A 24,897-nucleotide genomic window follows, 5' to 3' on the forward strand; every position below is an offset into this window, starting at 1 on the left:
TATCGAGTCGTTTGACCGTTTCGATGCGGTCGCCACCTTCGATCCGTCGACGGGCCGACTGGTGGAGTCCAGCCGCGCGGCATTTCGAGAGGGTCATGGACCGCCGAGCGGCCACTACGCCCGACTCGCAGGGACGCTAGCGGTGCTTTACCGGGACGGTGGAGTCCTCCATCTTCGGCTTGGAGACTACGATGGTGCCATCGAGAGTCGCCGCGCGCGGGTGCGATGGAGCCACGACCACGGTGTCTCGTCACTGACGGTTATAGAGCACGGCGCCACGGTCGCTGAGGTCGAGTATCGTCCAGGCCCACTGAGCGTGGCTGGCGACCCCACTCCTTTCGTTGAGTCCGAGGACTGGGATTTTGGCCTGTTCGTTCGGAACGTCCTTGCGGACGGTGGCCGGTCCGAACGAATCTACGGTGGTCGGCCACCGACCGCGTAGTCGTGCGTCCGAGGCGTCAGATCTGGCGGCCGGTCTCGGCCCAGTAGCCCTTGCGGAGGTCGCGCTTGAGGATCTTGCCGGACGGGTTGCGGGGGAGGACCTCGACGATGTCGATCGAGCGCGGGCACTTGTAGCCGGCGAGGTGCTCGCGGGTGAACGCGATCAGCTCCTCCTCGGTCACCGACTCGCCTTCGCGGAACGCGACGACCGCCTTCACCGACTCGCCCCACCGCTCGTCGGGCACACCGATGACGGCGACCTCGGCGATCGACGGGTGTGCCGTGAGGACGCGCTCGACCTCGGGGGAGTACACGTTCTCGCCGCCGGTCACGATCATGTCCTTGATCCGGTCCTCGACGTAGACGTACCCGTCGACGAACCGCCCGACGTCGCCCGTACGGAACCAGCCGTCCGGCATCACGACCTCCGCGGTCGCCTCCGGCTTGTTGAGGAACCCCTTCATCAGCTGCGGCGTACGGAACCACAGCTCGCCGGGCTCCCCCTCGGGCACGTCCTCGAGCGTGAACGGGTCGACGACACGCGTCTCGACCTGAGGCAGCGGCACGCCCGCGGACAGCAGGCGCTCCGGGTGCTCCTCGTCGAGGTGCGCCTCGGGCAGCAGGTGCGTGATGACGCCGCACACCTCAGTCAGGCCGTAGACCTGCATGAACTTCGTGTTCGGCCACGCCTCCATCGCCCGCTTCAGCAGCGGCAGCGGCATCGGGGCGGCGCCGTAGCTGAAGAACTTGAGGTTCGAGAACAGCGCCACCGCCTCAGGCCCGCCGGACAGCGCCATCTGCGCGACGGCCGGGACCAGGAACGCAGAGTTCGCTCCCTTCATGATCGCCGTCGCCAACGACACGGGGTCAGGCTCGCGCGTCATGATGCTCGGGAAGCCGTCGTACAGCGCGAACTGCACGTACGAGGTCCCGCCGACGTGGAAGAGCGGCATCGCGACGAGGCTCTTGTCGCCCGGGTCGAGCTCCCACCCGTCGTGCGCGTTGATCGTGTGCGCGACCATCGCGCGGTGCGTCAGCATGACGCCCTTGGGGCGTCCGGTCGTCCCCGAGCTGTACATCACGAGACACACGTCGTCGGGGGTGTGGTCCGGCGACGGCCCGGTCGGCTCCGCGGCGGCCAGCCACGCCTCGTACTCGTCACCTTCTCCACCGTCGGGCGTGACCTGGATGATCTCCTCAACATGGGGCAGCTTGTCGCGGATCATCTCGATCGCCGGCATCAGCTCGGTGCCGACGAACAGCACCCGCGCTCCGGAGTCGTTGATCGTGTAGTCGAGCTCGTCGCCGGCGAGGCGCCAGTTGACGATCGCGGTCGCCATGCCGCGCGAGGCGGCCGCAAGGGTGACCTCGACGCACGCGGGGTGGTTCTTGTCGAGGAACGCGACCACGTCACCGCGGCCGAGACCCAGGTCGCGCAGGCCAGCCGCGGCGCGGCGTACCCGCTCGTCGTACTCCCCGTAGGTCCACGTCCGGTCGCCGTACGTCATGCACTCGGCGTCGGGTGTGGTCTCCGCCCAGTACGCGAGGCGGTCGTCGAGGAAGGTGGGTGTGGGAGGGGCGGCGGTCATGGCGGACTCCTCGGTGCGGCGCAGGGTGCGGCGTCGGACGGTGGCATGACTGTGACACGGCTCACATCGGGAGGCAAGGGTCTCGATACGCGGCTCGTTCCTCGCCGCTACTCGACCACCTACCTGCGGGAAAGGCGCTGGGGATGCCCTCGTAGGCTGGAAGGCGTGCCGCACGACCAGATCACCCTCGCCATGAACCTCCCGCAGCCCGTCATCGGAGCGATCGCTGTGGGCATCCCGGTCCTCATCATCGCGGTCTTCTTCATCTTCTGGGACCGCCCGAAGCAGTGACCCGCTGCTCGAGCCGCTCGAGCGACCGCGTCATCTGGCGCTGCGTCTTCTCGCGCGCCCGTCCCCGCAGGAGCAGCCAGCGCTGCTTGTCGTCCGACACGTCCCACGTCTCGGTGACGATCGTCCCTGCGGGGACGACCTCGAGGTCATAGCGCCACACCCGCCCTCCGACGAGCCCGCCGAGCATCGTCGTCCGCCACGCGATCGTCTGGTTCTCGACGTACTCCTCGACGACGTTGCGGGTCTCGTACGGCAGCCCGCGCCGCATCTTCATCCGGAACTCCGAGCCCAGCCGCAGCGGCACCTGTGCCGCGGAGACCTCCTCGACGTCGTCCGCGCCCGACAGCGCCGGGTGCTCGTACGGGTCGGTCAGCACGGCGAAGATCCGCGCCGCCGAGGCGTCGATCGTACGAACGGCTTTCACGCGCTCAGCATCCATGGGTCCAGGGTGAAGGGGTCGCCGATGCGGCGCATTCGGGCAGGACACCTACACTTGAGGCGTGCCTCGCGGAGACGGTCGTCTGACCCACGACCTGGACCCCCACGACGTCGGCCCCCAGGATGCCTGCGGTGTCTTCGGTGTCTGGGCTCCAGGTGAAGAAGTAGCCAAGCTCTCGTACTTCGGGCTCTACGCCCTCCAGCACCGCGGCCAGGAGTCGGCGGGCATCGCGGTGAGCAACGGTTCGCAGATCCTCGTCTACAAGGACATGGGCCTGGTGTCCCAGGTCTTCGACGAGGCGACGCTCGAGTCGCTGCAGGGTGGTCTGGCCGTCGGCCACACCCGCTACTCCACGACTGGCGCGAGCGTCTGGCAGAACGCGCAGCCGACGTTCCGCCCCACCGCCCACGGCTCGGTCGCCCTCGCGCACAACGGCAACCTCACCAACACCGCCGAGCTCACCGACCTCCTCGAGAAGCGCACGGCGGAGTCGGGCTCGGAGCTGGCCGGTCGCGTCCGCGAGATCGCGACGAGCGACACGGCCGTGATGGCGTCGCTGCTCGCCTCGTACGAGGGTCTGTCTCTCGAGGAGGCGGCGCTCGAGATGCTGCCGCAGCTGCGCGGCGCGTTCTCGCTGGTCTTCATGGACAACGACACGCTGTACGCCGCGCGTGACCCGCAGGGGATCCGCCCGCTGGTCCTCGGCCGGCTGGAGCGCGGCTGGGTCGTGGCGTCGGAGACGGCCGCCCTCGACATCGTGGGCGCGTCGTTCATCCGTGAGATCGAGCCGGGCGAGTTCATCGCCGTCGACGCCGACGGGCTGCGCCACCACCGGTTCGCCGAGCCCGCACCGAAGGGGTGCGTGTTCGAGTTCGTCTACCTCGCGCGACCCGACACGCAGATCTCCGACCAGCGGGTGTTCTCGGTCCGCTCGGAGATCGGACGGCGCCTCGCCGCCGAGGCACCGGTCGAGGCCGACCTCGTCATCCCGGTGCCGGAGTCGGGGACGCCCGCTGCGATCGGCTACGCCGAGGCCTCCGGCATCCCGTTCGGCCACGGGCTCGTCAAGAACTCGTACGTCGGGCGCACGTTCATCCAGCCCAGCCAGACGCTGCGCCAGCTCGGCATCCGGCTCAAGCTCAACCCGCTGCGCGACGTGATCGCGGGGAAGCGCCTCGTGGTCGTCGACGACTCGATCGTGCGCGGCAACACGCAGCGCCAGCTCGTCCGGATGCTGCGCGAGGCCGGTGCCGCCGAGGTGCACGTCCGCATCTCGAGCCCGCCGGTGAAGTGGCCGTGCTTCTACGGCATCGACTTCGCGACCCGCGCCGAGCTGATCGCCAACGGCATCTCGGTCGACGAGATCTGCCGCTCGATCGGCGCCGACTCGCTGTCGTACATCTCGCTCGAGGCCATGGTCGACGCCACCAACGTCCCCAAGGCGAACCTCTGCCGCGCGTGCTTCGACGGTGAGTACCCTGTCGCGCTGCCCGAGGGGAGCCTCGTCGGCAAGAACCTGCTCGAGCCCGAGGAGCACGCGGACGACCGCGTCTCCGTGACCATGGTCAACCCCTGAGCGGCGGAGGGTCGCACGTGACGTCGTACGCAAGCGCCGGAGTCTCCATCGAGGCCGGAGACCGCGCCGTCGAGCTGATGAAGGAGTGGGTCGAGAAGGCCCGCCGTCCGGAGGTGCTGGGCGGCATCGGCGGGTTCGCCGGGCTCTTCGACGCCTCGCAGCTCAAGCGGTTCGAGCGCCCGCTGCTGGCCACCTCGGCCGACGGTGTCGGCACCAAGGTCGTCATCGCCCAGCGCATGGACGTCCACGACACGATCGGGTACGACCTGGTCGGCATGCTCGTCGACGACCTGGTGGTCTGCGGGGCGGAGCCGCTGTTCCTCACCGACTACATCGCCACCGGCAAGGTCGTGCCGGAGCGGGTGGCGGCGATCGTCAAGGGCATCGCGCAGGCGTGCGAGGAGGCCGGCTGCGCGCTCCTGGGCGGTGAGACGGCCGAGCACCCGGGCCTGCTCGGCCCCGACGAGTACGACGTCGCGGGCTCGACGACCGGCGTGGTCGAGGCTGAGTCGTTGCTCGGCGCCCACAAGGTCGAGGCTGGTGACGTCGTCATCGCGATGGCGTCGTCCGGGCTGCACTCCAACGGCTACTCGCTCGTCCGCAAGGTGTTCTTCGACGTCGCCGGCTGGGACCTCGAGCGCGACGTCCCCGAACTCGGCTCGACGCTGGGAGAGGCGCTGCTGACGCCCACGCGGCTGTACGCGAAGCCGTGCCTGGAGCTCGCAGCCCGTACGGACGTCCACGCCATGTCGCACATCACCGGCGGTGGTTTCGCGGCGAACCTCGCCCGTGTTCTCCCCGAGCACCTGTCCGTCCGGGTTGAGCGCGGGACCTGGACGCCTGCCCCGGTCTTCGGTCTCGTCGGTGAGCTCGGCTCGGTGGAGCGGGCAGACCTGGAGCAGACGCTCAACATGGGAGTGGGCATGGTCGCGATCGTCGGGGCGCAGGACGCGGACCGTGCCGTCGAGGTCCTGACGGAGCAGGGCGTGGACGCCTGGCGGTGCGGCGAGGTGCTGGATTCGCCCGGCGGAGAGGTCCAGCTGGTCGGCGACTACCGCGGAATGTGATCTGTAGCACACCCTGTGCGGCCCTCCGGACTCGTCCGAAGTGAGCCGCCGGGTCGGTTCGCGCATCCTTGGGGCGAACAGGTAGCCTTACCCCTACGAGAGACCACATTCCGAGACTTCGCGAGGGGGTCGGACCCTATGGGGCGCGGCCGTGCAAAAGCCAAGCAGACGAAGGTTGCACGCAACCTGAAGTATCAGACGCTCGACACCGACTTCGACCAGCTGCAGCGGGAGCTCCATGGTGAGCCCGAGCGCGCTGTCGAAGAGCCGGACCCCGAGCTTCTCGAGAAGTACGCCGACTTCGCCGACAGCGAGTCTCGACCCCCGCACTGACACTCGTCGACGCAGCCCGCTGGGTAGTCCCCGCGGGCTGCGTCACGTTGTGAGGCTCGGCGCGGTCCGCGGTCACGCGCGCGACCAGGACGACCACAGCGTGGCGTACTGGCCGCCGAGGGCCACGAGCTCCTCGTGCGTGCCCTCCTCGGCGACCTTGCCGTGGTCGAGGACCACGATCCGGTCGGCGGTGGACGCCTGGCTCAGCCGGTGCGCCACGACGATCGCCGTCCGGCCACGCAGGACCTCGGTCGCCGCGTCGTCCAGCTGACGGGCGCCGGCCGACCCCGCCTCCGCGGTGGCCTCGTCCAGCACGACCACGGGCCGGTCGGCGAGGAGGACGCGCGCCAGCGCGACCTGCTGGGCCTGTGCAGGCGTGAGTGTGTGTCCGTGCGCTCCCACGACCGTGTCCAGGCCGTCGGGGAGCGCCTCGACCCACCCGGCCGCGCGCGTACGCTCCAGCGCGTCCTGGACGGCGGTGGCGTCGGCGCTCGGGGCGGCCAAGGTGAGGTTGTCGCGCAGCGTCCCCGCGAACACGTGGACCTGCTGGGTCACCAGCGCGACGCGGGCCCGTACCGCGGGGGCGCCGAGGTCCTCGTACGAGGCTCCCGCGAGCGTACGGGTGCCGCGGGACGGTACGAGGTGCCCTGCGGCGATGAGCGCCAGGGTGCTCTTGCCAGCGCCGGTCGCCCCCACCAGCGCGACCTTCTCGCCGGGCGAGACCCGGACCGACACGTCGTGGAGGACCTCGTCGCCGTCGCCGTACGTGTGGTGGATCCCCTCGAGCTCCAGTCCGGGGCGCTCGTCGCGAGTGGGGCGGGAGACGGCCTCGCTCGCCGGCAGGAGCGCAAGACCGGCCAGCCGGGCCAGCGAGGCTCCGGCCGCCTGGACCTGGTCGAACGTCGCCAGCAGCCCGCCGATCGGGTTGAAGAGCCGGTGGAAGAACAACGCAGCCGTGGTCGCCGCGCCGACCGTCACGAGGTCGCCTCGTACGAGGACGAAACCGGCTCCGAGCACCAGGAGCAGCCCGACGAGCTCCGCGCGGTTGCTGCGCGCCCAGAAGCGGGTCAGCAGCCGGTACACGTCGATCGCGACCGTCGCCGCCTGCCAGGACTTGTCCTCGACGCGGCGCTGCCACATCTCCTCGTACCGCAGGGCACGCAGCGTCGGGGCGCTCTGCAGGCCGGTGAGGAGGGCCTCCGCCCGCTCGCCCTCGGCGACGCGCTCGGCGCGGTAGCGGGGTCCGGCGTGGGGGAGGTACCAGCGCAGGCCCATCGCGTAGACGGGGATCGCGCACAGGCCGGCCAGCCCGAGCCGCCAGTCGAGCGCGGAGAGCCCGACGACGGTGAAGCCGATCGCGACGAGGGAGTCGATCGTCGTCGGGACACCCTCGTCGAGCGACGTGTTGACCGTACGCACGTCGTCGCCGACGCGTGCCAGCACGTCGCCGCGGCCGGCCTCCTCGAGACGGTCCGGCTCGAGGTCGAGGACCCGGTCGACGACCTCCTCGCGCAGCCGGGCGAGGGCGGGGATCACGGCGTGGCCGAGCGCAGCGATGGCGACCCCGGCGAAGAGTCCGGCGCCGACTCCTGCGGCGGCGATCACGGCGGCGCCGCGCAGGACGGTCGTACGGTCGCCGCCGTCGCCGATCGCGTCCACGAGGTCGCCCAGCACCCACGGCGGGACGAGGCTCAGCGCGCCGGCGAGCGCGAACGCGACCACACAGATGACGAGCGGCCCGCGCCGCTCGCGCAGCAGCGCCCAGGCGAGGCGTGTCGTGTCCCGGCGGGAGGCGATCGGGAGGAGGCGCCGGCTCATCGCAGCACCAGCGCGCGGTAGTCGCTGCGGTCGAGGAGGTCGGTGTGCTGCCCGGAGGCGACCGTACGGCCTTCGGCGACGACCACGACGCGGTCGGCGCCGGCGAGCAGGGCGGGGCTGCTGGTGATCACCACGGTCACGCGCGTCGATTCCGCTGCGTGACGTCGCGCGACGAGACGGGCGGCGATCTCCTGCTCCGTCACCGCGTCGACCGCGGAGGTCGGGTCCTGGAGGACGAGGACCGGTGCGTCGGCGGCGAGTGCCCGGGCGAGGGCGAGGCGCTGGCGCTGACCACCGGAGAGCGCGCCGTCGACGCGGACTGGACGTGCGAGGCCGGACGGGTGGGTGGCCACGAGGTCGTCGGCGGCGGCCGTGTCCAGCAGGGCGCGGACGGTGTCGTCGTCGAGGGTGCCGCGTGGGTCGACGTTGGACGCGACCGTGCCGTCGAAGAGGTCGACGTGATGCCGCGCGGTCAGCAGGATCTCCCGTCGTGCGTCGACGGCGAGGTCGGTCAGCGGCGTGCCGCCGAGGAGGACGGTCCCGGACTCCGGCTCCGACTCCGCCGTGAGCAGGTCCACCAGAGCGTCGGAGGTGGCGGGGTCGTCCACCAGGACGCCGACCAGCTCGCCGGGCTCGGCGTGGAGGTCGACGTGCTGCAGCCGGCCACCTCCGACCCCGTCCAGCTTCAGCCCGTACGGGGCTGCGGGGCGAGGCTGCTGGCTGCCCGGCGGGACCAGCCGGGGGGTGGCGAGGAAGGCGGCGACGCGCTTGGCCGAGGCGTAGGAGGTGGCGAGCTGGGCTCCGATGTGGGCGACGAGCTCGACCGGCTCGGCGAGGAACTGGGTGAGGCCGACGACGGCGATGAACTGGCCCAGCGTGAGCTCGCCGTCGAGCGCCCGCAGTCCGGCGACCAGCGCGACGGCGGCGAGCAGGACACCGCTGAGCGCCTTGGTGATCGCGCCCATCGCGCTCCACCCGCGCGTCGTCCCCACGGCAGCGCGCTCGGCGACGCGGCTCGACCGGCGGTAGCGCTGTCCGGCGGCCTCCTCCGCGCCGATGCCCTTGAGCGGGCGGATGCCTTGGACGAGGTCGGTCGCCATGCCGGACGCCTCGGCGACGGCCTGCTGCTCCGTGCTGAAGCGGCGGGCGACGAACGGGCTGACCAGCTGGGAGAGACCGACGGCCGTCGGCACGCCGACGAGGACGACGAGGCCGAGAACCACGTCGATCGAGAGCAGGTAGGTCGCGGACGCGATCAGGACGACCGTCGAGCTCACGGTGAAGCCGATCCACCGCAGGACCTGCGTCGCTGCCTGCGCGTCACCGGTCGCGACCGAGAGGGTCTCGCCCGCGAGCATGCCGGTGCGCGCGCCGCGCGGGTGGAGGACGTGCGCGGTGATCTCCATCCGAAGGGCGTGCTCCTCGCGCTGGGTGACCGCGTACGCGATGCGGGCGCCGAACCGGTAGGAGTAGCTCAGCGTCCCCATCAGGAGACACAGGGCGGCGGCGCCCACGAGGAAGGCCGTCGTGTCGCTGGGGGCGATCGCGCGGTCGATGATGACGCCGATCAGGATCGGTACCACCGCCTCGCACAGCTGCCAGACGCACAGCAGGGCGAACGACCCGCTCAGCCGACCGGTGTTGCGGCGCACCATCCGACGGATGATCCCGCCGCCGGTCAGCGGCGGGTGGTCAGGCACGGAAGGTCGAGGCGATCGTCAGGGGCACGCAGACGATCGTACGTGGCGGGTCACGGGAGCCAGATGCCGCGGAGTCGGCCGACGTCGCGCATGCGCTGCTCGGCGATGCGGTCGGCCGCGGTCGAAGGGGCGACTCCTTCCTCCTTCGCGCGGTGGAGCACGTCGAGTGTCGTCGTGTGGATCCGGGCCGCCCGAGCCTTCGCCCGGTCGAAGGAGAACCCCTCCAGCTCGTCGGCGACCTGGATCAGACCTCCCGCGTTCACGCAGTAGTCGGGCGCGTACACGGTCCCGCGGTCGGCGAGCAGGTCCTCCGTCCCCGCGTGGGCGAGCTGGTTGTTGGCGCCGCCGCACACGATGCGGGCACGGAGCACGGCCACGGTCTCGTCGTCGAGCGCACCACCCAGGGCGCACGGGGCGTACACGTCGAGCGGCTCTCGCACCAGGGCCGCGGTGTCGGCGACCGCGCGCACACCGGGGTGGGCGCGGCGGACGTTGTCGACGGCGTCGGGGTCGACGTCGGTGACCACGACCTCCGCCCCGTCGGCGACCAGGTGCTCCACCAAGTGCCTGCCGACCTTGCCGACCCCGGCGACACCGACCGTACGGCCCGCGAGCGACGGGTTGTCCCACACGAACTCCGCGCAGGCCCGCATCCCTTGGAACACGCCGTACGCGGTGAGCACCGACGAGTCGCCCGCGCCGCCGTGAGCAGCGGTGCGCCCCGTCACGTACGAGGTCTCGCGCGCGATGACGTCCATGTCCTCCGGGAAGGTGCCGACGTCGCAGGCCGTGTAGTAGCGCCCGTGCAGCGACTCGACGAACCGTCCGTACGTCCGCAGCCGTGCCTCGGACTTGTCGCGGTGCGGGTCGCCGATGATGACGGCCTTGCCGCCGCCGAGGTCGAGTCCGGCCAGCGACGCCTTGTACGCCATGGCGCGGGAGAGGGCGAGCACGTCGGCCAGAGCGGCGCTCTCGTCGGCGTACGGGAAGAAGCGCGTCCCGCCCAGTCCGGGCCCCAGCGCCGTCGACCACACGGCGACGATCGCCTTCAACCCGGTCTCCTCGTCCTGGCAGAAGACCACCTGCTCATGGCCGCTGCCGAACGGAGACACCTGCAGACCGCTCACGCTCCACCTCCACGTCGTCATGGATCACTCTGCTGCTTCCCCACTCTAGGAGCGCGCCTCTGCGAGGGTGGCGGACAAGGTTGGTACGAATTCTGCGACGTTCGGTTACATCTCGATACGGATTCGCGGAGCCCCCTCGGCTCCAAAGGGCGGGTTTGGCATCATTCACCCCATGGATTCGCACTCCCCCGATGCGGAACGCCTTCTTACGCCGTCCGAGGTCGCCAAGATGTTCCGAGTTGTGCCCAAAACCGTCACGCGGTGGGCCCAAGCAGGCAAGATCAGCTCGATCCGGACCCTTGGCGGCCACCGCCGGTTCCGCGAGGCGGAGGTTCGTCGCCTCCTCGAGGAGGGATTCGGTCCCGAGGACGAGAGCCGCGCGAGCTGAGTCCGCGCGCCCCGTTTGAGCCGGTGAGGGTCGGGGGACCTTACGACCAGGTTCGAGCGTACGGAGGGTGCGATGAGGCAGGGAACGGCACGGCGGCAGGTCCAGCTCGCGAGCGCGGTCCTCGGGGCGGCCAGCGGCGGGCGGTCGACGCTGGGTCCGGTCGTGGCGCGGATGGCGAGCGGCAGCCGCTCGCGGGCGGCGAGCCTCGCCGCGCTGGGCAGCGTCGCGGCTGAGCTGGTCGGTGACAAGCTGCCGGTGGCGCCGAACCGTCTGAAGCCCGCTCCGCTGTCGGGTCGGGTCTTCGCCGGCGCGGCCACCGGCGTCCTCCTGGGCGGACGGCAAGGCGCGGGGCGCCTCGTGCCGGCTGCCCTCGGGGCGGGCGGTGCGCTGGCCGGCTCCCTCGCCGGTGCGGCCTGGCGTGGGGCCTGGGCGCGCAGCGGCAAGCCCGACCTGCCGGCAGCCCTCGTCGAGGACGCCGCCGCCGTCGGCCTCGCGTACGCGGGGTACCGGCTGCTCCGCGGCACCGCCTGACGTCCTAACCGGTCATGTCGTCCGGGTGCGGCGCGATCACAAGCGGGCACTCGGTCGCGCTGACCAGCGCGCGCGACACCGATCCGAGCGCGAGGCCGCCGGGCAGTGGTCTCGTCCGTCGTCCGAGCACGAGCAGGTCGCTCGACCGGCTGGCCTGGGCCAGCGCCTGAGCGGGTCGCGCGTAGGCGACATCGATCTCGACGCGGACGTGCGGATGGCGGTCGCGCCACGGTGCCAGCTGCTCCTCGAGGTGCTGGCGCGTCCCCTCACGCCACGAGGCCTCGTTCGTCCGGGCGAAGATGATGTCGTCGTAGACCGTCGGCGCGCGCCACGCGTACAGCACGTGCAGCGTCGCCTTGCGCTCCTCTGCCGCCGGGAACGCGTAGTCGAGCGCCTCGGGCGACAACGCGGCGTCGTCCAGGCCGACGACCACCCGGTCGTGCACCGAAGTCGGGTCCCATCCCGACGGCACGCAGACCACCGGACATCCGGCACGCGCGGCGACGCCCGTGATGATCGAGCCAGTGAAGACGCGCTCCAGCGACGACAGGTCGCGTCGCCGGAGGATGACGACGGAGGCCCCGTGCGACGCCTCGATGAGGGCCGGAACGATCCCTGAGTCAGCGAGCTCGGTGTGGACCTCGACCGCGCCGCCGGAGAAGTCGCGCACCCTCTGCTGAGCCTTGTCCAGGATGTCCTGGCCGACGGCACGGCGGTCCTCCCGGTTGAGGAGGGGGAGGGTGGTCGGGTGCTCAGGCGTGCCGTGGGTGGCATGGACCAGCACGACCGGTGCTCCGCGGCGCGCGGCGAGCGCAGCAGCGAACGCGAGCGACACTGGGTCGTCCACCGTGGTGGCCGCAACCCCGACCACGACGGGTGCATCCTGGTTGACCATCGTCTGCTCCGTCCCTCGTGACTGTCGGTGCGCACCTCATACGTTCCGCCGGTTGTGCCGACCCTGCAACCGGCATGCACCACGGGTCCGGGGTCCGCGGAGACGACGAAGGCCCGCAGGCGGATGCCTGCGGGCCTTCGGTGGGTGGCCAGGGCCGGGGTCGAACCGGCGACCTTCCGCTTTTCAGGCGGACGCTCGTACCAACTGAGCTACCTGGCCGTGCCTCGCTGAGGCTCGCGCCTCAAGAAGCAGCCCGGGATCTCCCGGGCGTGCCTCACTATACAAGGCACGCCCGGGGCGGGAGAAACCCGGTGGGGTTCAGGCGACCGTGATGACGCGGGACTCGTCGAGGCGGGGCAGGCGGTGCCGGTACGCGCCTTCGGCAGGGTGACCGATGTTGACGACGACGAGGGTCTTGAGAGCCGTACCGTCGAAGAACTCCTTGTCGATACCGGCGGCGTCGAAGCCGGTCATGGGCCCGGCGAAGAGGCCGGCCGCACGGACGCCGACGATGAAGTAGCCGATCTGGAGCCCGGCGTTGAGCGTCGCCATCGACGCGCGGCCGTCCGGGTCCCCGTGCAGCAGGTCACGGATGCCGGGGGCGTGCGGGAAGACCTCGGGAAGGTTCTCGTGGAAGTCGACGTCGCTCGCGAGGATCGCGACGAGCGGCGCGGCGCCGGTCTTGGCGCGGTTGCCCTCGCTCATGTGGGGGAGCAGACGCCGGCGGCCTTCGTCGCTGGCCACCAGGGTGATGCGCAGCGGCTGGCTGTTCATGGCCGTGGGGCCGTACTTGACCAGGTCGTAGACCGCGCGGATCTCGTCGGCGGTCACGGGCTCGTTTGTGAAGGCGTTCGCCGTCCGAGCCTCGCGGAACAGGAGGTCCTGCGCGGCAGCGGGCAGCGTCAGCTCGGGAAGTGTTGCGGTCATAGACGGTTGAAACGGCAATCAATTTCCGTTTCATCCTCAAACTAGTTGTGGCGCGTGCCACCCTATGCTGACCATCGCCGGTGGGAGCGTTCAGAGGAGACGAGATGACGGAGAGCCCGCTCGCGGGTCAGGTGGCGGTCGTGACCGGCGGTTCGACCGGTCTCGGGTTCGCCTTCGCCGGCGCGCTCGGCCGGGCCGGTGCCCGCGTCGTCGTGGCGTCCTTGCCCGACAGCGGCGTCGCCGACGCCGTCCGTCGTCTCGAGGGGGAGGGGGTGGAGGCCGTCGGCGTCGAGGCCGACGTGACCGACCTCGCTGCGGTCGAGAGCGTCCGCGACCGTGCTCTCGAGTGGGGCCGACTCGACGTCTGGGTCAACAACGCCGGAGTCCCCGGCATCTACGGACCGACCTACCTGACTCCGACGGACGTCTTCGACCGGGTCGTCGACGTCAACATCCGTGCGGTCCACCACGGCACCCGCACGGCCGTGACCGCGATGCTCGCGCAGGGTGGTGGCCACGTGGTCAACGTGTGGGGCAAGGGTGCGACGAAGCCGGTGCCGTGGCAGAACGCGTACGCCACGTCGAAGGCGTGGAACCGGCAGTACACGCGGACGGTCCGCGCCGAGCTCAAGGACACCGGGGTGCGGGTCCACGGGTACGACCCGGGCCTGGTGAAGACCGAGATGCTGAGCGAGGTGACGGTCACGCCGGGCATGGAGCGGCGGGTGGCCGCGCTGCCGTGGGTCGTGGGCCTGTGGGGGCGTGCACCCGAGCAGGCGGCGGCGCCGATCGTACGGCTGCTGGTGGACGACCGTGACGACCACGTCGACCTGACGACGCCGACGATCCTCGGCCGAGGGCTGCGGTCGGTGGCGAAGGGCAACCTGCGCCGCAGCCGGCGCATGCCGCTGGCGATCCGCACGCTGACGACAACGGACTGACGACAAACGAACGAGGCCCGGATCCGCTAGGGATCCGGGCCTCGTGCTGGCGACCCTGACGAGACTCGAACTCGCGACCTCCGCCGTGACAGGGCGGCGCGCTAACCAACTGCGCCACAGGGCCAGATCTTCAGTTTTTGCGCCGCTCAGCGGTGCGAGCACCACTTTAGCGGACCCCTCAAGCGACTCCCAAACCGGGGGTCCCCCTTTTCGGGGAGCGCCCTCACGAGCCGTCGAGGTGGTACCCCCTACGGGATTCGAACCCGCGCTACCGCCTTGAAAGGGCGGCGTCCTAGGCCGCTAGACGAAGGGGGCGCCCCGCAACCGTGCACCACGGTGCGGACGGTTGCATCGTACGGGCACGGGGCGTGCGGGGCCAAAGCCGGGGAGGGGCTCCGAGGGTGTTCCGGCACACTGGGCACGTGATGGAGATGCCGCCGGACCGCTTCGCCGAGCTCGTCGAGCAAGCCTTCGACGCCCTGCCCGAAGACCTCACCGGGCTCCTCGAGAACGTCGTGCTGCTCATCGAGGACGACGCCCCCGACGACGACCCCACCCTCCTCGGTCTGTACGACGGCATCCCGGTCACCGAGCGGACCTCCGCGTACGGGGGTGTGCTGCCGGACCGGATCACGATCTACCGCAACCCGACCCTGGCGATCTGCGACACGGAGGACGACGTGGTCGAGGAGGTCGGGATCACGGTCGCGCACGAGATCGCGCACTACTTCGGCATCGACGACGACCGCCTCCACGAGCTGGGATACGCGTGAGGATCTTCCGCAGGCGCGGCGAGCCGGCTCCTCGCCGCCCGCTCCGGGTGATCCGTGCGGACGAGCGCGCACAGACGCGTCGCGACGGGATCACGACGCGGCACTCGTTCTCGTACGGAGACCACTACGACCCCGACAACGTCGCGTTCGGCCCGCTGCGTGCGGTCAACGAGGAGTGCCTCGACCCGGGTGCCGGGTACGACAGCCACCGGCACAGCGACGTTGAGATCATCACGTGGGTCCTCGACGGGGTGCTCGCGCACGAGGACTCCACCGGGACGCGTGGGGTCGTTCGCCCGGGGGAGGTGCAGCACGTCAGCGCCCGCGCCGGCGTCGAGCACACCGAGCGCAACGCGTCGGAGCACGAGCCGCTGCGGTTCCTGCAGATGATGGTCGCGCCCTCGGAGGCGGAGCTCGCTGCGCCGGATCCCGGGCCACCCTCGTACCGGCAGTGGGACCTGCAGGGTGCGCGCGGCTACCCGCTCGAGGTCCTGCAGCTGCGGGAGGGCGTCACGCTGTACGCGGCGCTCCTCGACCCCGGGGACGTGGTCGAGCTGCCGGAGGACGGGCTGGTCCACCTCCAGGTCACGCGCGGTGCGGTCGAGGGCGCCGGGGTCGCCCTGGACACCGGCGACGTCGTCCGTGCGAGCGGTCGCGGCCCGCTTGCGGTGAGGGCGACCACGTCGTCCGAGATACTGGCGTGGCACTTCGCCCCAAAGGAGCACGACTGATGGCCACCGTCCTCGTCCTCAACGGTCCCAACCTCAACCGCCTCGGCGTGCGCGAACCCACCGTCTACGGCGACCGGACGTACGACGACCTCGTCGCGCTGTGCCACGCCGCGGCCGCCGAGGTGAACCTCACCGTGGACGTGCGGCAGACCAACAGCGAGGCCGAGATGATCGGCTGGCTGCACGACGCCGCTGACGCGCAGCAGCCGGTCGTGATCAACGCAGGTGCGTGGACCCACACGTCGGTCGCGATCCGCGACGCGGCGGCGGGTCTGACCGCGCCGATGATCGAGGTGCACATCACGAACGTGCACGCGCGCGAGGAGTTCCGTCACCACTCGTACCTGTCGGCGGTCGCCACCGGCGTGATCGTCGGCCTCGGCTTCGAGGGGTACGTCGCGGCCCTGCGCTTCCTCGCCTGAGCGGGGCGCGCCGCGGGACAAAAGCCCCACTTGTCTAGCGGCTGTCTGCGTGCGTGCATAACCTGAGGCTCGTGAGCGACCTCCTCGGACCGGATCTCGTCGGACACGCAGCGCACGACGACGCCGTACGCAGACTCAGAGCCTCGTACGAGGCCATCCCTGACGGGGCGCCTGTGCGGCTGGCCAAGCGCACCACCAACCTCTTCCGGCCACGCGCCGCCACCGACGCCCCCGGCCTGGACGTCTCCGGACTCACCGGCGTCGTCAATGTCGACGTCGACCCCGCCACCGGCCAGGCGACCGCCGACGTCCAGGGCATGTGCACGTACGAGGACCTGGTGGCGGTCACGCTGGCGCGCGGCTTCATCCCGTACGTGGTGCCGCAGCTGCGCACGATCACGCTCGGCGGGGCGGTGACCGGGCTCGGCATCGAGGCCACGTCGTTCCGCAACGGCCTCCCGCACGAGTCGGTCGTGGAGATGGACGTCTTCACCGGCGCGGGCGAGGTGGTCACCTGCAGCCGCGAGGAACGCAGCGACCTCTTCTTCGCGTTCGCCAACTCGTACGGGACCCTCGGCTACACCACGCGCATCCGCATCCTCCTCGAGAAGGTGCCGCCGTTCGTGCGTCTGCGCCACCTGCGCTTCGACGACCCCGACTCCGCGGCCGCCGCGATCGCGCGGATCGTCGATGCACGTTCCCACGACGGCGTCCGCGTCGACGCGATCGACGGCACGGCGTTCTCTCCCGGCGAGATCTTCCTGACGTTGGCCGAGTTCACCGACGAGCCGCAACGCGTCAGCGACTACACCGGCCAGCAGATCTACTACCGCTCGATCGCCGAGCGGACGACAGACGCGCTGACCATGGAGTCGTACCTCTGGCGCTGGGACACCGACTGGTTCTGGTGCAGCGGCGCCTTCGGCGCGCAAAATCCGTTGATCCGACGGGTGTGGCCACGGAAGCATCGGCGGAGTGACGTCTTCCAGCGCATCGTCGGCCTCGACACGAAGTACGGGCTCGCCCACAAGCTGGACGTCCTCAAGCGCAACGGCATCGAGAAGCGCGAGCGTGTCATCCAGGACATCGAGGTCGCGGTCGACCGTCTGCCGGAGTTCCTCCGGTGGTTCGACGAGGCGGTCGGGATGCGTCCGGTGTGGCTGTGCCCGCTGCGGCTGCGCGAGCCCGACGGCCCGGGGAGCGCGACCCGCTGGCCGCTCTACCCGCTCGAGCCGGGCACGACGTACGTCAACGTCGGGTTCTGGGGCACGGTCGCGGTCCCGGGGGACGCGCCGGCCGGCCTGGTCAACCGACAGGTCGAGGAGAAGGTCCACGAGCTGGGTGGCCACAAGTCGCTCTACTCCGAGGCGTTCTACGACGCCGAGACCTTCGCCGACCTCTACAACCTGCCTCACCTCACCGAGGTGAAGGCCGCCTACGACCCCAAGGACCGGCTGACCGGACTCTACGAGAAAGCGGTGAAGCGTCGATGACTGTGACCACACGGCCCACCATGACGATCGGTGAGGCGCTCGAGGTCCTCTTCCAAGGCGAGGACCCCGACTTCCACTTCGCGTCGTACGACGGCAGCTCCTTCGGCCCGCCCGACGCCCCCATCCGTCTGCGGCTGGAGAGCGAGCGTGGGCTCTCCTACATCATGAGCGCGCCCGGTGACCTCGGCTTCGCTCGGGCGTACGTCGCCGGTGACCTCGTCATCGAGGGTGTGCACCCCGGCGACCCGTACGACGCGCTGGTCCTGCTCATGGACAAGACTCGGCTGCGTGCGCCGAGCGTCGCCGAGACGGTGAAGGTGGTCCGCGCACTCGGCGTCTCTCACCTGCTGCCTCCGCCGCCCCCGCCGCAGGAGTCCCTGCCGCGCTGGCGTCGGGCGCTGGAGCACCTGCGTCACTCCAAGGCCCGCGACGCCGAGGCCATCCACCACCACTACGACGTCTCCAACCGCTTCTACGAGCTCGTCCTCGGCCCGTCGATGACGTACACGTGCGCGGTGTTCCCCAAGGCCGACGCGAGCCTGGAGGAGGCGCAGTACGAGAAGTACGACCTGGTCTGCCGCAAGCTCGACCTCCAGCCCGGCCAGCGGCTGCTCGACATCGGGTGCGGGTGGGGTGGCATGGTCCGGCACGCCGCCAAGCACTACGGCGTCACGGTGATCGGGGCGACGCTGTCGGAGCAGCAGGCGCTGTGGGCGCAGGAGGCGATCGCGCGCGACGGCCTGTCCGACGTCGCCGAGGTGCGGTTCTGCGACTACCGCGACGTGACCGAGGGCGGGTTCGACGCGATCAGCTCGATCGGTCTCACCGAGCACATCGGCGTCCAGAACTACGCGTCGTACTTCGGCTTCATCCGTGACCACCTCAAGGTCGGCGGCCGGATGCTCAACCACTGCATCACCCGCCCGGACAACCGGTCACGGGCGAGTGCCGGTCAGTTCATCGACCGGTACGTCTTCCCCGACGGCGAGCTCACCGGCTCGGGCCGGATCATCACCGAGGTGCAGGACGCGGGCCTGGAGGTGCAGCACGAGGAGAACCTCCGGCTGCACTACGCGATGACGCTGCGCGACTGGAACCGCAATCTGGTCGACAACTGGGACGAGGCCGTCGCCGAGGTCGGCATCGGCACCGCCCGGGTGTGGGGCCTCTACATGGCGGGCTCGCGGCTCGGCTTCGAGCGCAACAGCATCCAGCTTCACCACGTGCTCGCGACGAAGACCGCCCCTGACGGCTCCCTCGACTTCCCGCTGAGGCCGACCTGGGGGAGCTGACCTGACGGTACGCTCCGGGCGTGACGGACTCCCCGGACAGCATCGGTATCGACCACGCGACAGCGCACGACGTCCTCGGCGTCGTGCGCTTTCGTCATGAGCGGCTCGCCGTGTACGAACGGAGGTGCAACCGGTCGTGCCGCATCAGCGCGGTGGGACTGGGCGTGATCGCGGTCATGAACCTCGCGATACTCGCGCTTGTCCCAGCCGTGGGTCTGATCGCCGTGCCGTTCGCGCTGCTGATGCTGCTGCTCACCGCGCCCGTCCCTCTCTACTCGTACGCCGCTGCGCGACGCATCCGGGCCGGACTTCCGCGGCGCGACGGCCCCGACGTCGCCGTGGTGGTCCGGCGCTCCGGCCTCGACGTCGCCTGGTCCGACCTGGGGCCGGCCCGGCCGGTCTCGCTGACGTGGGGCGACCTGACGAACGTCGGTCAGCGTGGCCCGATGCGCGGTGTCATGGTCTTGCGGATCCGTACGCGTCGTCGCCCCGCCGGGTCGTGGTTCCGCCTCGTCTACCTCCCTCAGGACCTGCTGGACACCCCGGTCGACCTCGTCGTCCGCGACGTCCAGGCCTTGACCGGCGGCGCCGTCCGCACCTGACGTCCGGCGCCGCCGTACGACCCTGTCAGGCGGCGGGCACGAGCTCCTCCGCCGGCGCCGTGCGGCGCAGCGAGCCCAGGCGCTTGTCGAGCAGCACCAGCGCCGCGGGCAGCAGGACCAGGCGCACGATCGTGGCGTCGACGAGGATCGCGATCGACAGCCCGACGCCCATCTGCTTCATCTCGAGCATCGACAGCGTCGCGAACACCGCGAACACCGACACCATCACCGCGGCGGCGCTGGTGACGACGCTCGCCGTCTCGCGCACCCCGTACTCGACCGCGAGCCGGGTCGAGAGACCGCGTCGCATCCCCTCGCGGACCCGGCTCATCACGAACACGTGGTAGTCCATCGACAACCCGACGAGGACCACGAAGCAGAACAGCGGCACCCAGTCCACCAGGAACCCCGGCGAGGTGAAGTCGAGCATCCCCTCCGCCCACGTGTGCTGGAAGACCAGCGTCATCACACCGAACGCGGCGCCGACCGAGAGCAGGTTGAGACCGGTCGTGAGCAGGGCGACGGCGCCGTTGCGGAAGACCACCCACATCATCAGCATCGTCAAGGCCAGCACGAACCCGACCACCAGGGGGAGCGCGTCGCGCTGGGCGTCCTGGGCGTCCATCGCCTCGGCGACGTCACCGCCGACGGCCCAGGTGAGGCCGTCGATGTCACCGAGCGCGTCGGGGACCGCGGTGTCGCGCAGCTCGGCGACCGCGTCCTCGTTCGCGTCGTCGCCCTCGGCGCCTGTCGCCGTCAGCCGCAGCAGCGCCGTACGCCCGTCCTCGGAGACCGCCACCTCGCTGGCGTCCGACGCGAGCCCGTCGCTCTGGGCACGTGCCGCGAGGGACTCGAGCGCGAGCCCGGCCGATGTGGCGCCGCCGTCGGAGTCGGCCCGCGCGACGATCTCGAGGGAGGGGCGCTCTGCAGGGAAGTGCTCTTGGACGGTCTGGAAGGTCGCCACCGCGGGGATGTCCTGCGGGAGCGTGTCGATCGTCCCCGCGTGCAAGGTCATGCCGAGCGCAGGTGCCGAGAGCGCGACGAGCGTGCCCAGGGAGAGCGCGAGTGCAGCCTTCGGGCGAGCGAGCACCGGGCCGATGAGGCGCTTGCTGATGCCACCCCGGCCGATACGCGCGTTGAGCCGCCACAGGCCCGGCACCCGAGGGCGGTCCACCCACCGGCCGAGCTTGCCGAGCAGCGCGGGCAGAACGGTCACCGAGCCGACCATGGCGACGGCCACGACCAGCATGGCGCCGATGGCCAGGCCGGCGAAGATCGTGTCGCGGGTGAGGAGCAGACCGGACATCGCGACGATCACGGCGAGACCGGCGACGACGACGGCTCGGCCCGAGGTGGCCGCCGCGATCTCGATCGCGTCGACCGTGCTCGCGCCCTTGCGGCGCTCTTCGCGCTCGCGCTTGAGGTAGAAGAGCGAGTAGTCGACGCCGACGGCCATGCCGATCATCAGGATGACGCTCGCGACCGACCCCGAGTCGGGGACGAGCGCGGACACCACCGCGTACAGGCCCATGGCGGTGAGCACGCACGAGAACGCCAGCGCGACCGGGATCACCGCAGCGATGAGCGCACCGAAGGCCACGATCATGATGAGGAACGTGATCGGGAGGCTGCGTGACTCCCCGGAGCCGAGGTCCTCGCCGACGCGTTCGTCGACCTGCGTCCCGATGGACTCGCCGCCGGTCTGGGCGATCTCCAGCTCGGGGTGGGAGTCCGCGAGGTCGGCGGTGGTGTCCTGGAGCGCCTCCACGGTGGCGTCGAGGTCGTCGACTCCCTTCTCCAGCACCAGCGGGATCAGCATCGCGGAGCCGTCCTCGGACCACACCGGCGGCCCGACCGCGTCGACGTGCGCGATCGAGGAAGCGGCGGCGCGCATCGACGCGTACGCCCCCTCGGCGGCTGCACGGTCCAGCGTGCCGCTCTCGGCGGTGACGAGCACGACCTCGTTGGGCGCCTGCTCGAGGTCGGCGTCGCGGATCATCTCCGCCGCGCGTCCTGACTCGCCGACGCCGTAGTCGTCGTCAGACATGCTCTGCGTCGGCACGAGAGCCATCAGCGTCATCGCGCCGGCGACCAGGGCGAGCCAGAGTCCCAGCGCGCGCCACGGGTGGGTGGCGCTCCAGCGGGCGACCCGCACGACCGGCGAGCGGCGCGCAGAGCGGGTGCCGGGCCTGTGCGGAGGTGGTGCGGTGGTAGTCATGACTGCCTCTCGGTTCGGTCGGTGTCCGTCCCCGTCGACGATTCCGTTCCTCGCTCGCACGATCACGGGTGCGAACTCCCGAACCGAGGTGGTGCTAGCCCCACTGTCCGGGGCGTGGAGCACACGCACAGTGGGAGCATGAGCACGATGACGGATGCTGCAGGAGCCGCGATGAGCACGCCCACGGCCAGACCCGAGCCCTACGCCCCACGGCGGCAGACGTCGCGCCTCGGGCTGACCGGGCTCGCCCTCGTGTACCTCGTTCTCGGACTGCCCACGATGGTGGCGGGCCTCGCCATCACGATCGCGATCCCGCTGGGTGCGCTCGGGATCGGCCTCGCCGTCCTCGCCGCGTTCGTGCCCTTCTTGCGGCAGCTGGCGAACGTGCACCGCTACTTCGCCTCTCAGGTCCTCCGCACCACGGTCCTCAGCCCGTACCGTGAGCGCGAGTCGCGCGGAGTGAAGGTGGTCGTTCGCGACTGGGCGAAGGACCCGGCGCGCTGGCGTGACCTCGGCTGGGCGTACGCCTCGACCACGATCGGGTGGATCCTCTCCCTGATCCCCGTCGTGCTGCTGCTCGGGGTGGTCTGGTTCGTCATCTTCCCGTTCATCTACTGGGTCACGCCGCGCGGCGTGTTCGACATGGAGCTCGGGCTCTTCCGGATCGACGACCAGACCTCGTCGTTCGCCGCGTGGGTGATGTCCGGGGGCGTCGCCCTCGCCTGGTGGGTGCTCACTCCGCCGGTGAGCCGGCTGCGCGCGCGGATGGACCTGGCGCTGCTGTCGCCGACCCGCAGCGAGCTGGAGAGGCGGCTCGAAGAGGTGTCGGCGTCGCGCACGGAGACCATCGACCACTCGGCTGCCGAGCTGAGGCGCATCGAGCGCGACCTGCACGACGGTGCGCAGGCGCGGTTGGTGTCGCTCGGGATGAGCCTCGGGCTGGCCGAGCAGCTCATGCGCACCGACCCCGAGGCCGCCGCGCGCCTCATCGAGGAGGCGCGGGCGACCACGACGTCCGCGCTCGGCGACCTGCGTTCGGTCGTCCGCGGCATCCACCCTCCGGTCCTCGCCGACCGCGGTCTCGTCGGGGCAGCCCAGGCGCTGGCGCTCGACCTCGCGGTGCCGACGTCGTTCTCGGCGGTGCTGCCGGGCCGCGCTCCGGAGCCGGTCGAGTCGGCGATGTACTTCGCGGTCGCGGAGGCGCTCGCGAACGTGGTCAAGCACGCCGACGCGAGCGCGGCGTCGGTCGACCTCTCCTACGACGGGGAGCGCTTGCGCGCCGTGGTCGCCGACAACGGCGTCGGTGGTGCCGACCCGGCTGAGGGCACGGGACTCGCCGGGGTGAGTCGCCGGCTGGCCGCCTTCGACGGCACCATGGTGGTCGAGAGCCCCACCGGGGGGCCGACCGTCGTCACCATGGAGCTGCCGTGCGTGTTGTCATTGCCGAAGACCTCGCCCTCCTCCGGGACGGACTGACGCGCCTGCTCGAGGCGAACGGGTTCACGGTGGTCGCCGCCGTCGACAACGCCCCGTCGCTGGCGAAGGCGCTGCGCGAGGTCGACGTCGACGTCGCCGTGGTGGACGTACGGATGCCGCCGACCTTCACCGACGAAGGGCTCCGTACGGCGATCGAGGCGCGGGCGGCTCGTCCGGGGCTGCCGGTGCTCGTGCTCTCGCAGTACGTCGAGCAGCTGTACGCCCGCGAGCTCCTGTCGTCCGGCGAGGGCGCCGTCGGCTACCTCCTGAAGGACCGGGTGGCGGACGTGGAGCGGTTCGTGGACGCCGTACGCCAGGTGGCGGCGGGTGGCACGGTCCTCGACCCGGAGGTGGTCTCGACCCTGCTGTCGAAAGCGGCCGCCAACCGTCCGGTCGACCGGCTCACCGGCCGCGAGCGCGAGGTGCTCGGGCTGATGGCCGAAGGGCGGTCGAACGCGGCGATCGCGGCGCGGCTGTTCGTCACCGAGAAGGCCATCTCGAAGCACACCAACTCGATCTTCGCCAAGCTCGACCTGCCGGTCTCCGAGGACGACAACCGCCGCGTCCTCGCGGTGCTCACCTACCTCCAAGGCTGACCGCTCGCGAGTCACCGCGCGTGCGCTCGCGAGTCACGCAGGCGTGCGCAAGCATGGGCGCATGGCCGATCGGCGCACGTACTGGTTCGTCCCGCTGCGGGTACGGGGCACGGACAACCTCGAGGCCTGGCTTGAGGAGATGGCACGACAAGGCTGGGTCGCCGACCGGCTCGGCTTCCTCAGCGCGGTCCGGATGACTCTTCGGTGGCACGAGGGCGGGCGGAGCTATCGGTACGTGATCGACCCGCGCCGCTTCCCCAACGCGCCGGAGGACTCCCTGATCGCGTCGGCCGGCTGGGAGGACGTCGGCACGCTGAACGGCAGGGACGTGTGGCGTGCCCCGTACGACGGTGCGCGGCCCGACCTCTTCGTCGACGAGTGACTCGCGGGCGCGCGCGGCGTGTCTCGCGGGCGGTCAGGCGAGGTCGACGACCACGGGGGCGTGGTCGGAGGCGCCCTTGCCCTTGCGCTCCTCGCGGTCGATCGACGCACCGGTGACGCGCCCCGCGAGCGCGGGTGAGCAGAGGGCGAAGTCGATCCGCATGCCCTCGCGGCGCGGGAAGCGCAGCTGCGTGTAGTCCCAGTACGTGTACGTCCCCGGGCCGGGCGTGTGGGGCCGGACCACGTCGGCGTACCCGGCGTCCTCGAACGACGCGAACGCCTCGCGCTCCAGCTTGGAGACGTGGGTCTTGCCCTCGAACTTGGCCGTGTCCCACACGTCCTCGTCGCGGGGCGCGATGTTCCAGTCGCCCATCAGCGCGATCTGCGCCTGCGGGTCGGCCTCGAGCCAGCCCACGGCGTCGGTGCGCAGCTGGTCGAGCCACTGCAGCTTGTAGGTGTAGTGCGGGTCGTCGAGGGTCCGCCCGTTCGGGATGTACAGCGACCAGATGCGGACGCCGCCGCAGACCGCGGAGATCGCCCGCGCCTCGGCGGCCGCGGGGTCGCCCCAGGTCGGCATGTCGGCGAACCCGATCTGGACGTCCTCGAGCCCGACGCGGGAGATGATCGCCACGCCGTTCCACTGGGAGAGGCCGTGGTGGGCGACCTCGTACCCCGCGCCGATCAGCGGCAGCTCGGGGAACTGGTCGTCGCGGCACTTGGTCTCCTGGATCGCCAGGACGTCCACGTCGCTGCGCTCGAGCCACGCGGCGACGCGGTCGATGCGCGAACGGATGGAGTTGACGTTCCAGGTGGCGATCCGCATGGGTACGACCGTACCGGCCGCCTCCGA

The 24,897-nt window shown here is 71.0% G+C and carries 25 protein-coding genes and 3 tRNA genes; 16 read left to right on the forward strand and 12 right to left on the reverse strand.

From position 1 onward, the window contains the following. Positions 1 to 458 precede the first annotated feature (458 nt). Positions 459 to 2,030, reverse strand: coding sequence for a long-chain-fatty-acid--CoA ligase (locus NYZ95_RS01140; protein ID WP_262847882.1), 1,572 nt, complete (start codon positions 2,028 to 2,030; stop codon positions 459 to 461). A 165-nt stretch (positions 2,031 to 2,195) separates the two neighbouring features. Between NYZ95_RS01140 and NYZ95_RS01145 the strand changes: the two genes are divergently transcribed. Then, complete coding sequence (locus NYZ95_RS01145) at positions 2,196 to 2,321, forward strand: hypothetical protein (protein WP_262847884.1); 126 nt, start codon at positions 2,196 to 2,198, stop codon at positions 2,319 to 2,321. On the opposite strand, the gene NYZ95_RS01150 is transcribed toward NYZ95_RS01145, so the two are convergent. Then, positions 2,293 to 2,760 carry an SRPBCC family protein gene (locus tag NYZ95_RS01150; protein ID WP_262847885.1) on the reverse strand — a complete coding sequence of 156 codons (468 nt, stop codon included), beginning with the start codon at positions 2,758 to 2,760 and terminating at the stop codon, positions 2,293 to 2,295. The two genes, NYZ95_RS01145 and NYZ95_RS01150, sit on opposite strands and share 29 nt — an antisense overlap. A 61-nt stretch (positions 2,761 to 2,821) precedes the next feature. On the opposite strand from NYZ95_RS01150, the gene purF reads away from it, so the two are divergent. The 3 genes from purF (at position 2,822) to NYZ95_RS01165 (ending at position 5,736) form a co-directional block, all read left to right on the forward strand. Beyond that, the gene (gene purF, locus NYZ95_RS01155) at positions 2,822 to 4,336 is read left to right on the forward strand and encodes an amidophosphoribosyltransferase (protein WP_262847887.1); all 1,515 of its coding nucleotides are present in this window, start codon (positions 2,822 to 2,824) and stop codon (positions 4,334 to 4,336) included. A 17-nt stretch (positions 4,337 to 4,353) separates the two neighbouring features. Then, positions 4,354 to 5,403, forward strand: coding sequence for a phosphoribosylformylglycinamidine cyclo-ligase (gene purM / locus NYZ95_RS01160; RefSeq protein ID WP_262847889.1), 1,050 nt, complete (start codon positions 4,354 to 4,356; stop codon positions 5,401 to 5,403). A 138-nt stretch (positions 5,404 to 5,541) separates the two neighbouring features. Next, positions 5,542 to 5,736 carry a DUF3073 domain-containing protein gene (locus tag NYZ95_RS01165; protein ID WP_262847892.1) on the forward strand — a complete coding sequence of 65 codons (195 nt, stop codon included), beginning with the start codon at positions 5,542 to 5,544 and terminating at the stop codon, positions 5,734 to 5,736. Positions 5,737 to 5,808: 72 nt separating this feature from the next. On the opposite strand, the gene NYZ95_RS01170 is transcribed toward NYZ95_RS01165, so the two are convergent. From NYZ95_RS01170 to NYZ95_RS01180, 3 genes are read right to left on the reverse strand one after another with little or no spacing between them, the layout of a single operon-like run. Continuing rightward, complete coding sequence (locus NYZ95_RS01170; RefSeq protein WP_262847894.1) at positions 5,809 to 7,554, reverse strand: ABC transporter ATP-binding protein; 1,746 nt, start codon at positions 7,552 to 7,554, stop codon at positions 5,809 to 5,811. Further along, positions 7,551 to 9,254: an ABC transporter transmembrane domain-containing protein gene (locus tag NYZ95_RS01175; protein WP_262847896.1), complete on the reverse strand. Its 1,704-nt coding sequence runs from the start codon at positions 9,252 to 9,254 to the stop codon at positions 7,551 to 7,553. The genes NYZ95_RS01170 and NYZ95_RS01175 overlap by 4 nt, the downstream gene beginning before the upstream one ends. 50 nt (positions 9,255 to 9,304) lie before the next feature. After that, the gene (locus NYZ95_RS01180; RefSeq protein WP_262847898.1) at positions 9,305 to 10,381 is read right to left on the reverse strand and encodes a Glu/Leu/Phe/Val family dehydrogenase; all 1,077 of its coding nucleotides are present in this window, start codon (positions 10,379 to 10,381) and stop codon (positions 9,305 to 9,307) included. A 172-nt stretch (positions 10,382 to 10,553) separates the two neighbouring features. Here NYZ95_RS01180 and NYZ95_RS01185 point away from each other — a divergent pair, with 172 nt between their 5' ends. Continuing rightward, positions 10,554 to 10,769: a BldC family transcriptional regulator gene (locus NYZ95_RS01185; RefSeq protein WP_167001347.1), complete on the forward strand. Its 216-nt coding sequence runs from the start codon at positions 10,554 to 10,556 to the stop codon at positions 10,767 to 10,769. 72 nt (positions 10,770 to 10,841) lie between these two features. Further along, positions 10,842 to 11,300: a hypothetical protein gene (locus tag NYZ95_RS01190; RefSeq protein ID WP_262847902.1), complete on the forward strand. Its 459-nt coding sequence runs from the start codon at positions 10,842 to 10,844 to the stop codon at positions 11,298 to 11,300. Between the two features lie 4 nt (positions 11,301 to 11,304). Here NYZ95_RS01190 and NYZ95_RS01195 read toward each other — a convergent pair whose 3' ends face one another. The 3 genes from NYZ95_RS01195 to NYZ95_RS01205 form a co-directional block, all read right to left on the reverse strand. Next, a complete protein-coding gene (locus tag NYZ95_RS01195) occupies positions 11,305 to 12,195 on the reverse strand; it encodes a universal stress protein (protein WP_262847904.1) in 891 nt (296 codons plus the stop codon). Between the two features lie 145 nt (positions 12,196 to 12,340). Beyond that, positions 12,341 to 12,414 (reverse strand) — tRNA-Phe (locus NYZ95_RS01200). Positions 12,415 to 12,513: 99 nt separating this feature from the next. Then, entirely contained in the window at positions 12,514 to 13,122 is a 609-nt protein-coding gene (locus tag NYZ95_RS01205) for a malonic semialdehyde reductase (RefSeq protein ID WP_262847906.1), read from the reverse strand. Between the two features lie 104 nt (positions 13,123 to 13,226). On the opposite strand from NYZ95_RS01205, the gene NYZ95_RS01210 reads away from it, so the two are divergent. Next, positions 13,227 to 14,063, forward strand: a complete 837-nt coding sequence (locus tag NYZ95_RS01210; protein WP_262847908.1) for an SDR family NAD(P)-dependent oxidoreductase — start codon at positions 13,227 to 13,229, stop codon at positions 14,061 to 14,063. Between the two features lie 47 nt (positions 14,064 to 14,110). Here NYZ95_RS01210 and NYZ95_RS01215 read toward each other — a convergent pair. Next, positions 14,111 to 14,187, reverse strand: a tRNA-Asp gene (locus tag NYZ95_RS01215). 115 nt (positions 14,188 to 14,302) lie between these two features. Further along, positions 14,303 to 14,378 (reverse strand) — tRNA-Glu (locus NYZ95_RS01220). A 110-nt stretch (positions 14,379 to 14,488) separates the two neighbouring features. Between NYZ95_RS01220 and NYZ95_RS01225 the strand changes: the two genes are divergently transcribed. The 6 genes from NYZ95_RS01225 to NYZ95_RS01250 all read left to right on the forward strand — a co-directional run bounded on the left by NYZ95_RS01225 (position 14,489) and on the right by NYZ95_RS01250 (position 19,376). Continuing rightward, a complete protein-coding gene (locus tag NYZ95_RS01225) occupies positions 14,489 to 14,836 on the forward strand; it encodes a metallopeptidase family protein (RefSeq protein WP_262848675.1) in 348 nt (115 codons plus the stop codon). After that, a complete protein-coding gene (locus NYZ95_RS01230) occupies positions 14,833 to 15,567 on the forward strand; it encodes a pirin family protein (RefSeq protein ID WP_262847910.1) in 735 nt (244 codons plus the stop codon). The genes NYZ95_RS01225 and NYZ95_RS01230 overlap by 4 nt, the downstream gene beginning before the upstream one ends. Beyond that, complete coding sequence (aroQ, locus tag NYZ95_RS01235; RefSeq protein WP_262848677.1) at positions 15,564 to 15,989, forward strand: type II 3-dehydroquinate dehydratase; 426 nt, start codon at positions 15,564 to 15,566, stop codon at positions 15,987 to 15,989. The genes NYZ95_RS01230 and aroQ overlap by 4 nt, the downstream gene beginning before the upstream one ends. 71 nt (positions 15,990 to 16,060) lie before the next feature. Further along, positions 16,061 to 17,482 carry an FAD-binding oxidoreductase gene (locus tag NYZ95_RS01240; protein WP_262847911.1) on the forward strand — a complete coding sequence of 474 codons (1,422 nt, stop codon included), beginning with the start codon at positions 16,061 to 16,063 and terminating at the stop codon, positions 17,480 to 17,482. Continuing rightward, positions 17,479 to 18,774 carry a class I SAM-dependent methyltransferase gene (locus NYZ95_RS01245; protein WP_262847913.1) on the forward strand — a complete coding sequence of 432 codons (1,296 nt, stop codon included), beginning with the start codon at positions 17,479 to 17,481 and terminating at the stop codon, positions 18,772 to 18,774. Before NYZ95_RS01240 ends, NYZ95_RS01245 begins: the two co-directional genes overlap by 4 nt. Positions 18,775 to 18,794: 20 nt before the next feature. Then, complete coding sequence (locus NYZ95_RS01250) at positions 18,795 to 19,376, forward strand: hypothetical protein (RefSeq protein ID WP_262847915.1); 582 nt, start codon at positions 18,795 to 18,797, stop codon at positions 19,374 to 19,376. 25 nt (positions 19,377 to 19,401) lie between these two features. On the opposite strand, the gene NYZ95_RS01255 is transcribed toward NYZ95_RS01250, so the two are convergent. Beyond that, positions 19,402 to 21,594: an MMPL family transporter gene (locus tag NYZ95_RS01255; RefSeq protein WP_262847917.1), complete on the reverse strand. Its 2,193-nt coding sequence runs from the start codon at positions 21,592 to 21,594 to the stop codon at positions 19,402 to 19,404. Between the two features lie 138 nt (positions 21,595 to 21,732). On the opposite strand from NYZ95_RS01255, the gene NYZ95_RS01260 reads away from it, so the two are divergent. From NYZ95_RS01260 to NYZ95_RS01270, 3 genes are all read left to right on the forward strand, one after another. After that, positions 21,733 to 23,070 carry a sensor histidine kinase gene (locus NYZ95_RS01260; protein ID WP_262847919.1) on the forward strand — a complete coding sequence of 446 codons (1,338 nt, stop codon included), beginning with the start codon at positions 21,733 to 21,735 and terminating at the stop codon, positions 23,068 to 23,070. Next, positions 23,022 to 23,666 (forward strand): response regulator, encoded by a 645-nt coding sequence (locus NYZ95_RS01265; RefSeq protein ID WP_262847921.1) that lies wholly within the window; start codon positions 23,022 to 23,024, stop codon positions 23,664 to 23,666. The genes NYZ95_RS01260 and NYZ95_RS01265 overlap by 49 nt, the downstream gene beginning before the upstream one ends. A gap of 61 nt (positions 23,667 to 23,727) precedes the next feature. After that, positions 23,728 to 24,048: a DUF2812 domain-containing protein gene (locus NYZ95_RS01270; protein ID WP_262847923.1), complete on the forward strand. Its 321-nt coding sequence runs from the start codon at positions 23,728 to 23,730 to the stop codon at positions 24,046 to 24,048. A gap of 33 nt (positions 24,049 to 24,081) precedes the next feature. On the opposite strand, the gene NYZ95_RS01275 is transcribed toward NYZ95_RS01270, so the two are convergent. Further along, positions 24,082 to 24,870 carry an exodeoxyribonuclease III gene (locus NYZ95_RS01275; protein ID WP_262847925.1) on the reverse strand — a complete coding sequence of 263 codons (789 nt, stop codon included), beginning with the start codon at positions 24,868 to 24,870 and terminating at the stop codon, positions 24,082 to 24,084. Positions 24,871 to 24,897 lie beyond the last annotated feature (27 nt).

It is taken from the genome of Mumia quercus, from assembly GCF_025506335.1.
GTDB classification, from domain to species: domain Bacteria; phylum Actinomycetota; class Actinomycetes; order Propionibacteriales; family Nocardioidaceae; genus Mumia; species Mumia quercus.

Bases quoted from the DNA above. Each gene is read 5' to 3' on its own strand.
- NYZ95_RS01245 (WP_262847913.1), top strand. From the start codon at position 17,479: ATGACTGTGACCACACGGCCCACCATGACGATCGGTGAGGCGCTCGAG.
- NYZ95_RS01190 (WP_262847902.1), top strand. From the start codon at position 10,842: ATGAGGCAGGGAACGGCACGGCGGCAGGTCCAGCTCGCGAGCGCGGTC.
- NYZ95_RS01255 (WP_262847917.1), bottom strand. From the start codon at position 21,594: ATGACTACCACCGCACCACCTCCGCACAGGCCCGGCACCCGCTCTGCG.
- NYZ95_RS01270 (WP_262847923.1), top strand. From the start codon at position 23,728: ATGGCCGATCGGCGCACGTACTGGTTCGTCCCGCTGCGGGTACGGGGC.
- NYZ95_RS01205 (WP_262847906.1), bottom strand. From the start codon at position 13,122: ATGACCGCAACACTTCCCGAGCTGACGCTGCCCGCTGCCGCGCAGGAC.
- NYZ95_RS01170 (WP_262847894.1), bottom strand. From the start codon at position 7,554: ATGAGCCGGCGCCTCCTCCCGATCGCCTCCCGCCGGGACACGACACGC.
- NYZ95_RS01275 (WP_262847925.1), bottom strand. From the start codon at position 24,870: ATGCGGATCGCCACCTGGAACGTCAACTCCATCCGTTCGCGCATCGAC.
- NYZ95_RS01165 (WP_262847892.1), top strand. From the start codon at position 5,542: ATGGGGCGCGGCCGTGCAAAAGCCAAGCAGACGAAGGTTGCACGCAAC.
- NYZ95_RS01260 (WP_262847919.1), top strand. From the start codon at position 21,733: ATGAGCACGATGACGGATGCTGCAGGAGCCGCGATGAGCACGCCCACG.
- NYZ95_RS01150 (WP_262847885.1), bottom strand. From the start codon at position 2,760: ATGGATGCTGAGCGCGTGAAAGCCGTTCGTACGATCGACGCCTCGGCG.
- NYZ95_RS01225 (WP_262848675.1), top strand. From the start codon at position 14,489: ATGGAGATGCCGCCGGACCGCTTCGCCGAGCTCGTCGAGCAAGCCTTC.
- NYZ95_RS01195 (WP_262847904.1), bottom strand. From the start codon at position 12,195: ATGGTCAACCAGGATGCACCCGTCGTGGTCGGGGTTGCGGCCACCACG.
- NYZ95_RS01140 (WP_262847882.1), bottom strand. From the start codon at position 2,030: ATGACCGCCGCCCCTCCCACACCCACCTTCCTCGACGACCGCCTCGCG.
- NYZ95_RS01210 (WP_262847908.1), top strand. From the start codon at position 13,227: ATGACGGAGAGCCCGCTCGCGGGTCAGGTGGCGGTCGTGACCGGCGGT.
- NYZ95_RS01185 (WP_167001347.1), top strand. From the start codon at position 10,554: ATGGATTCGCACTCCCCCGATGCGGAACGCCTTCTTACGCCGTCCGAG.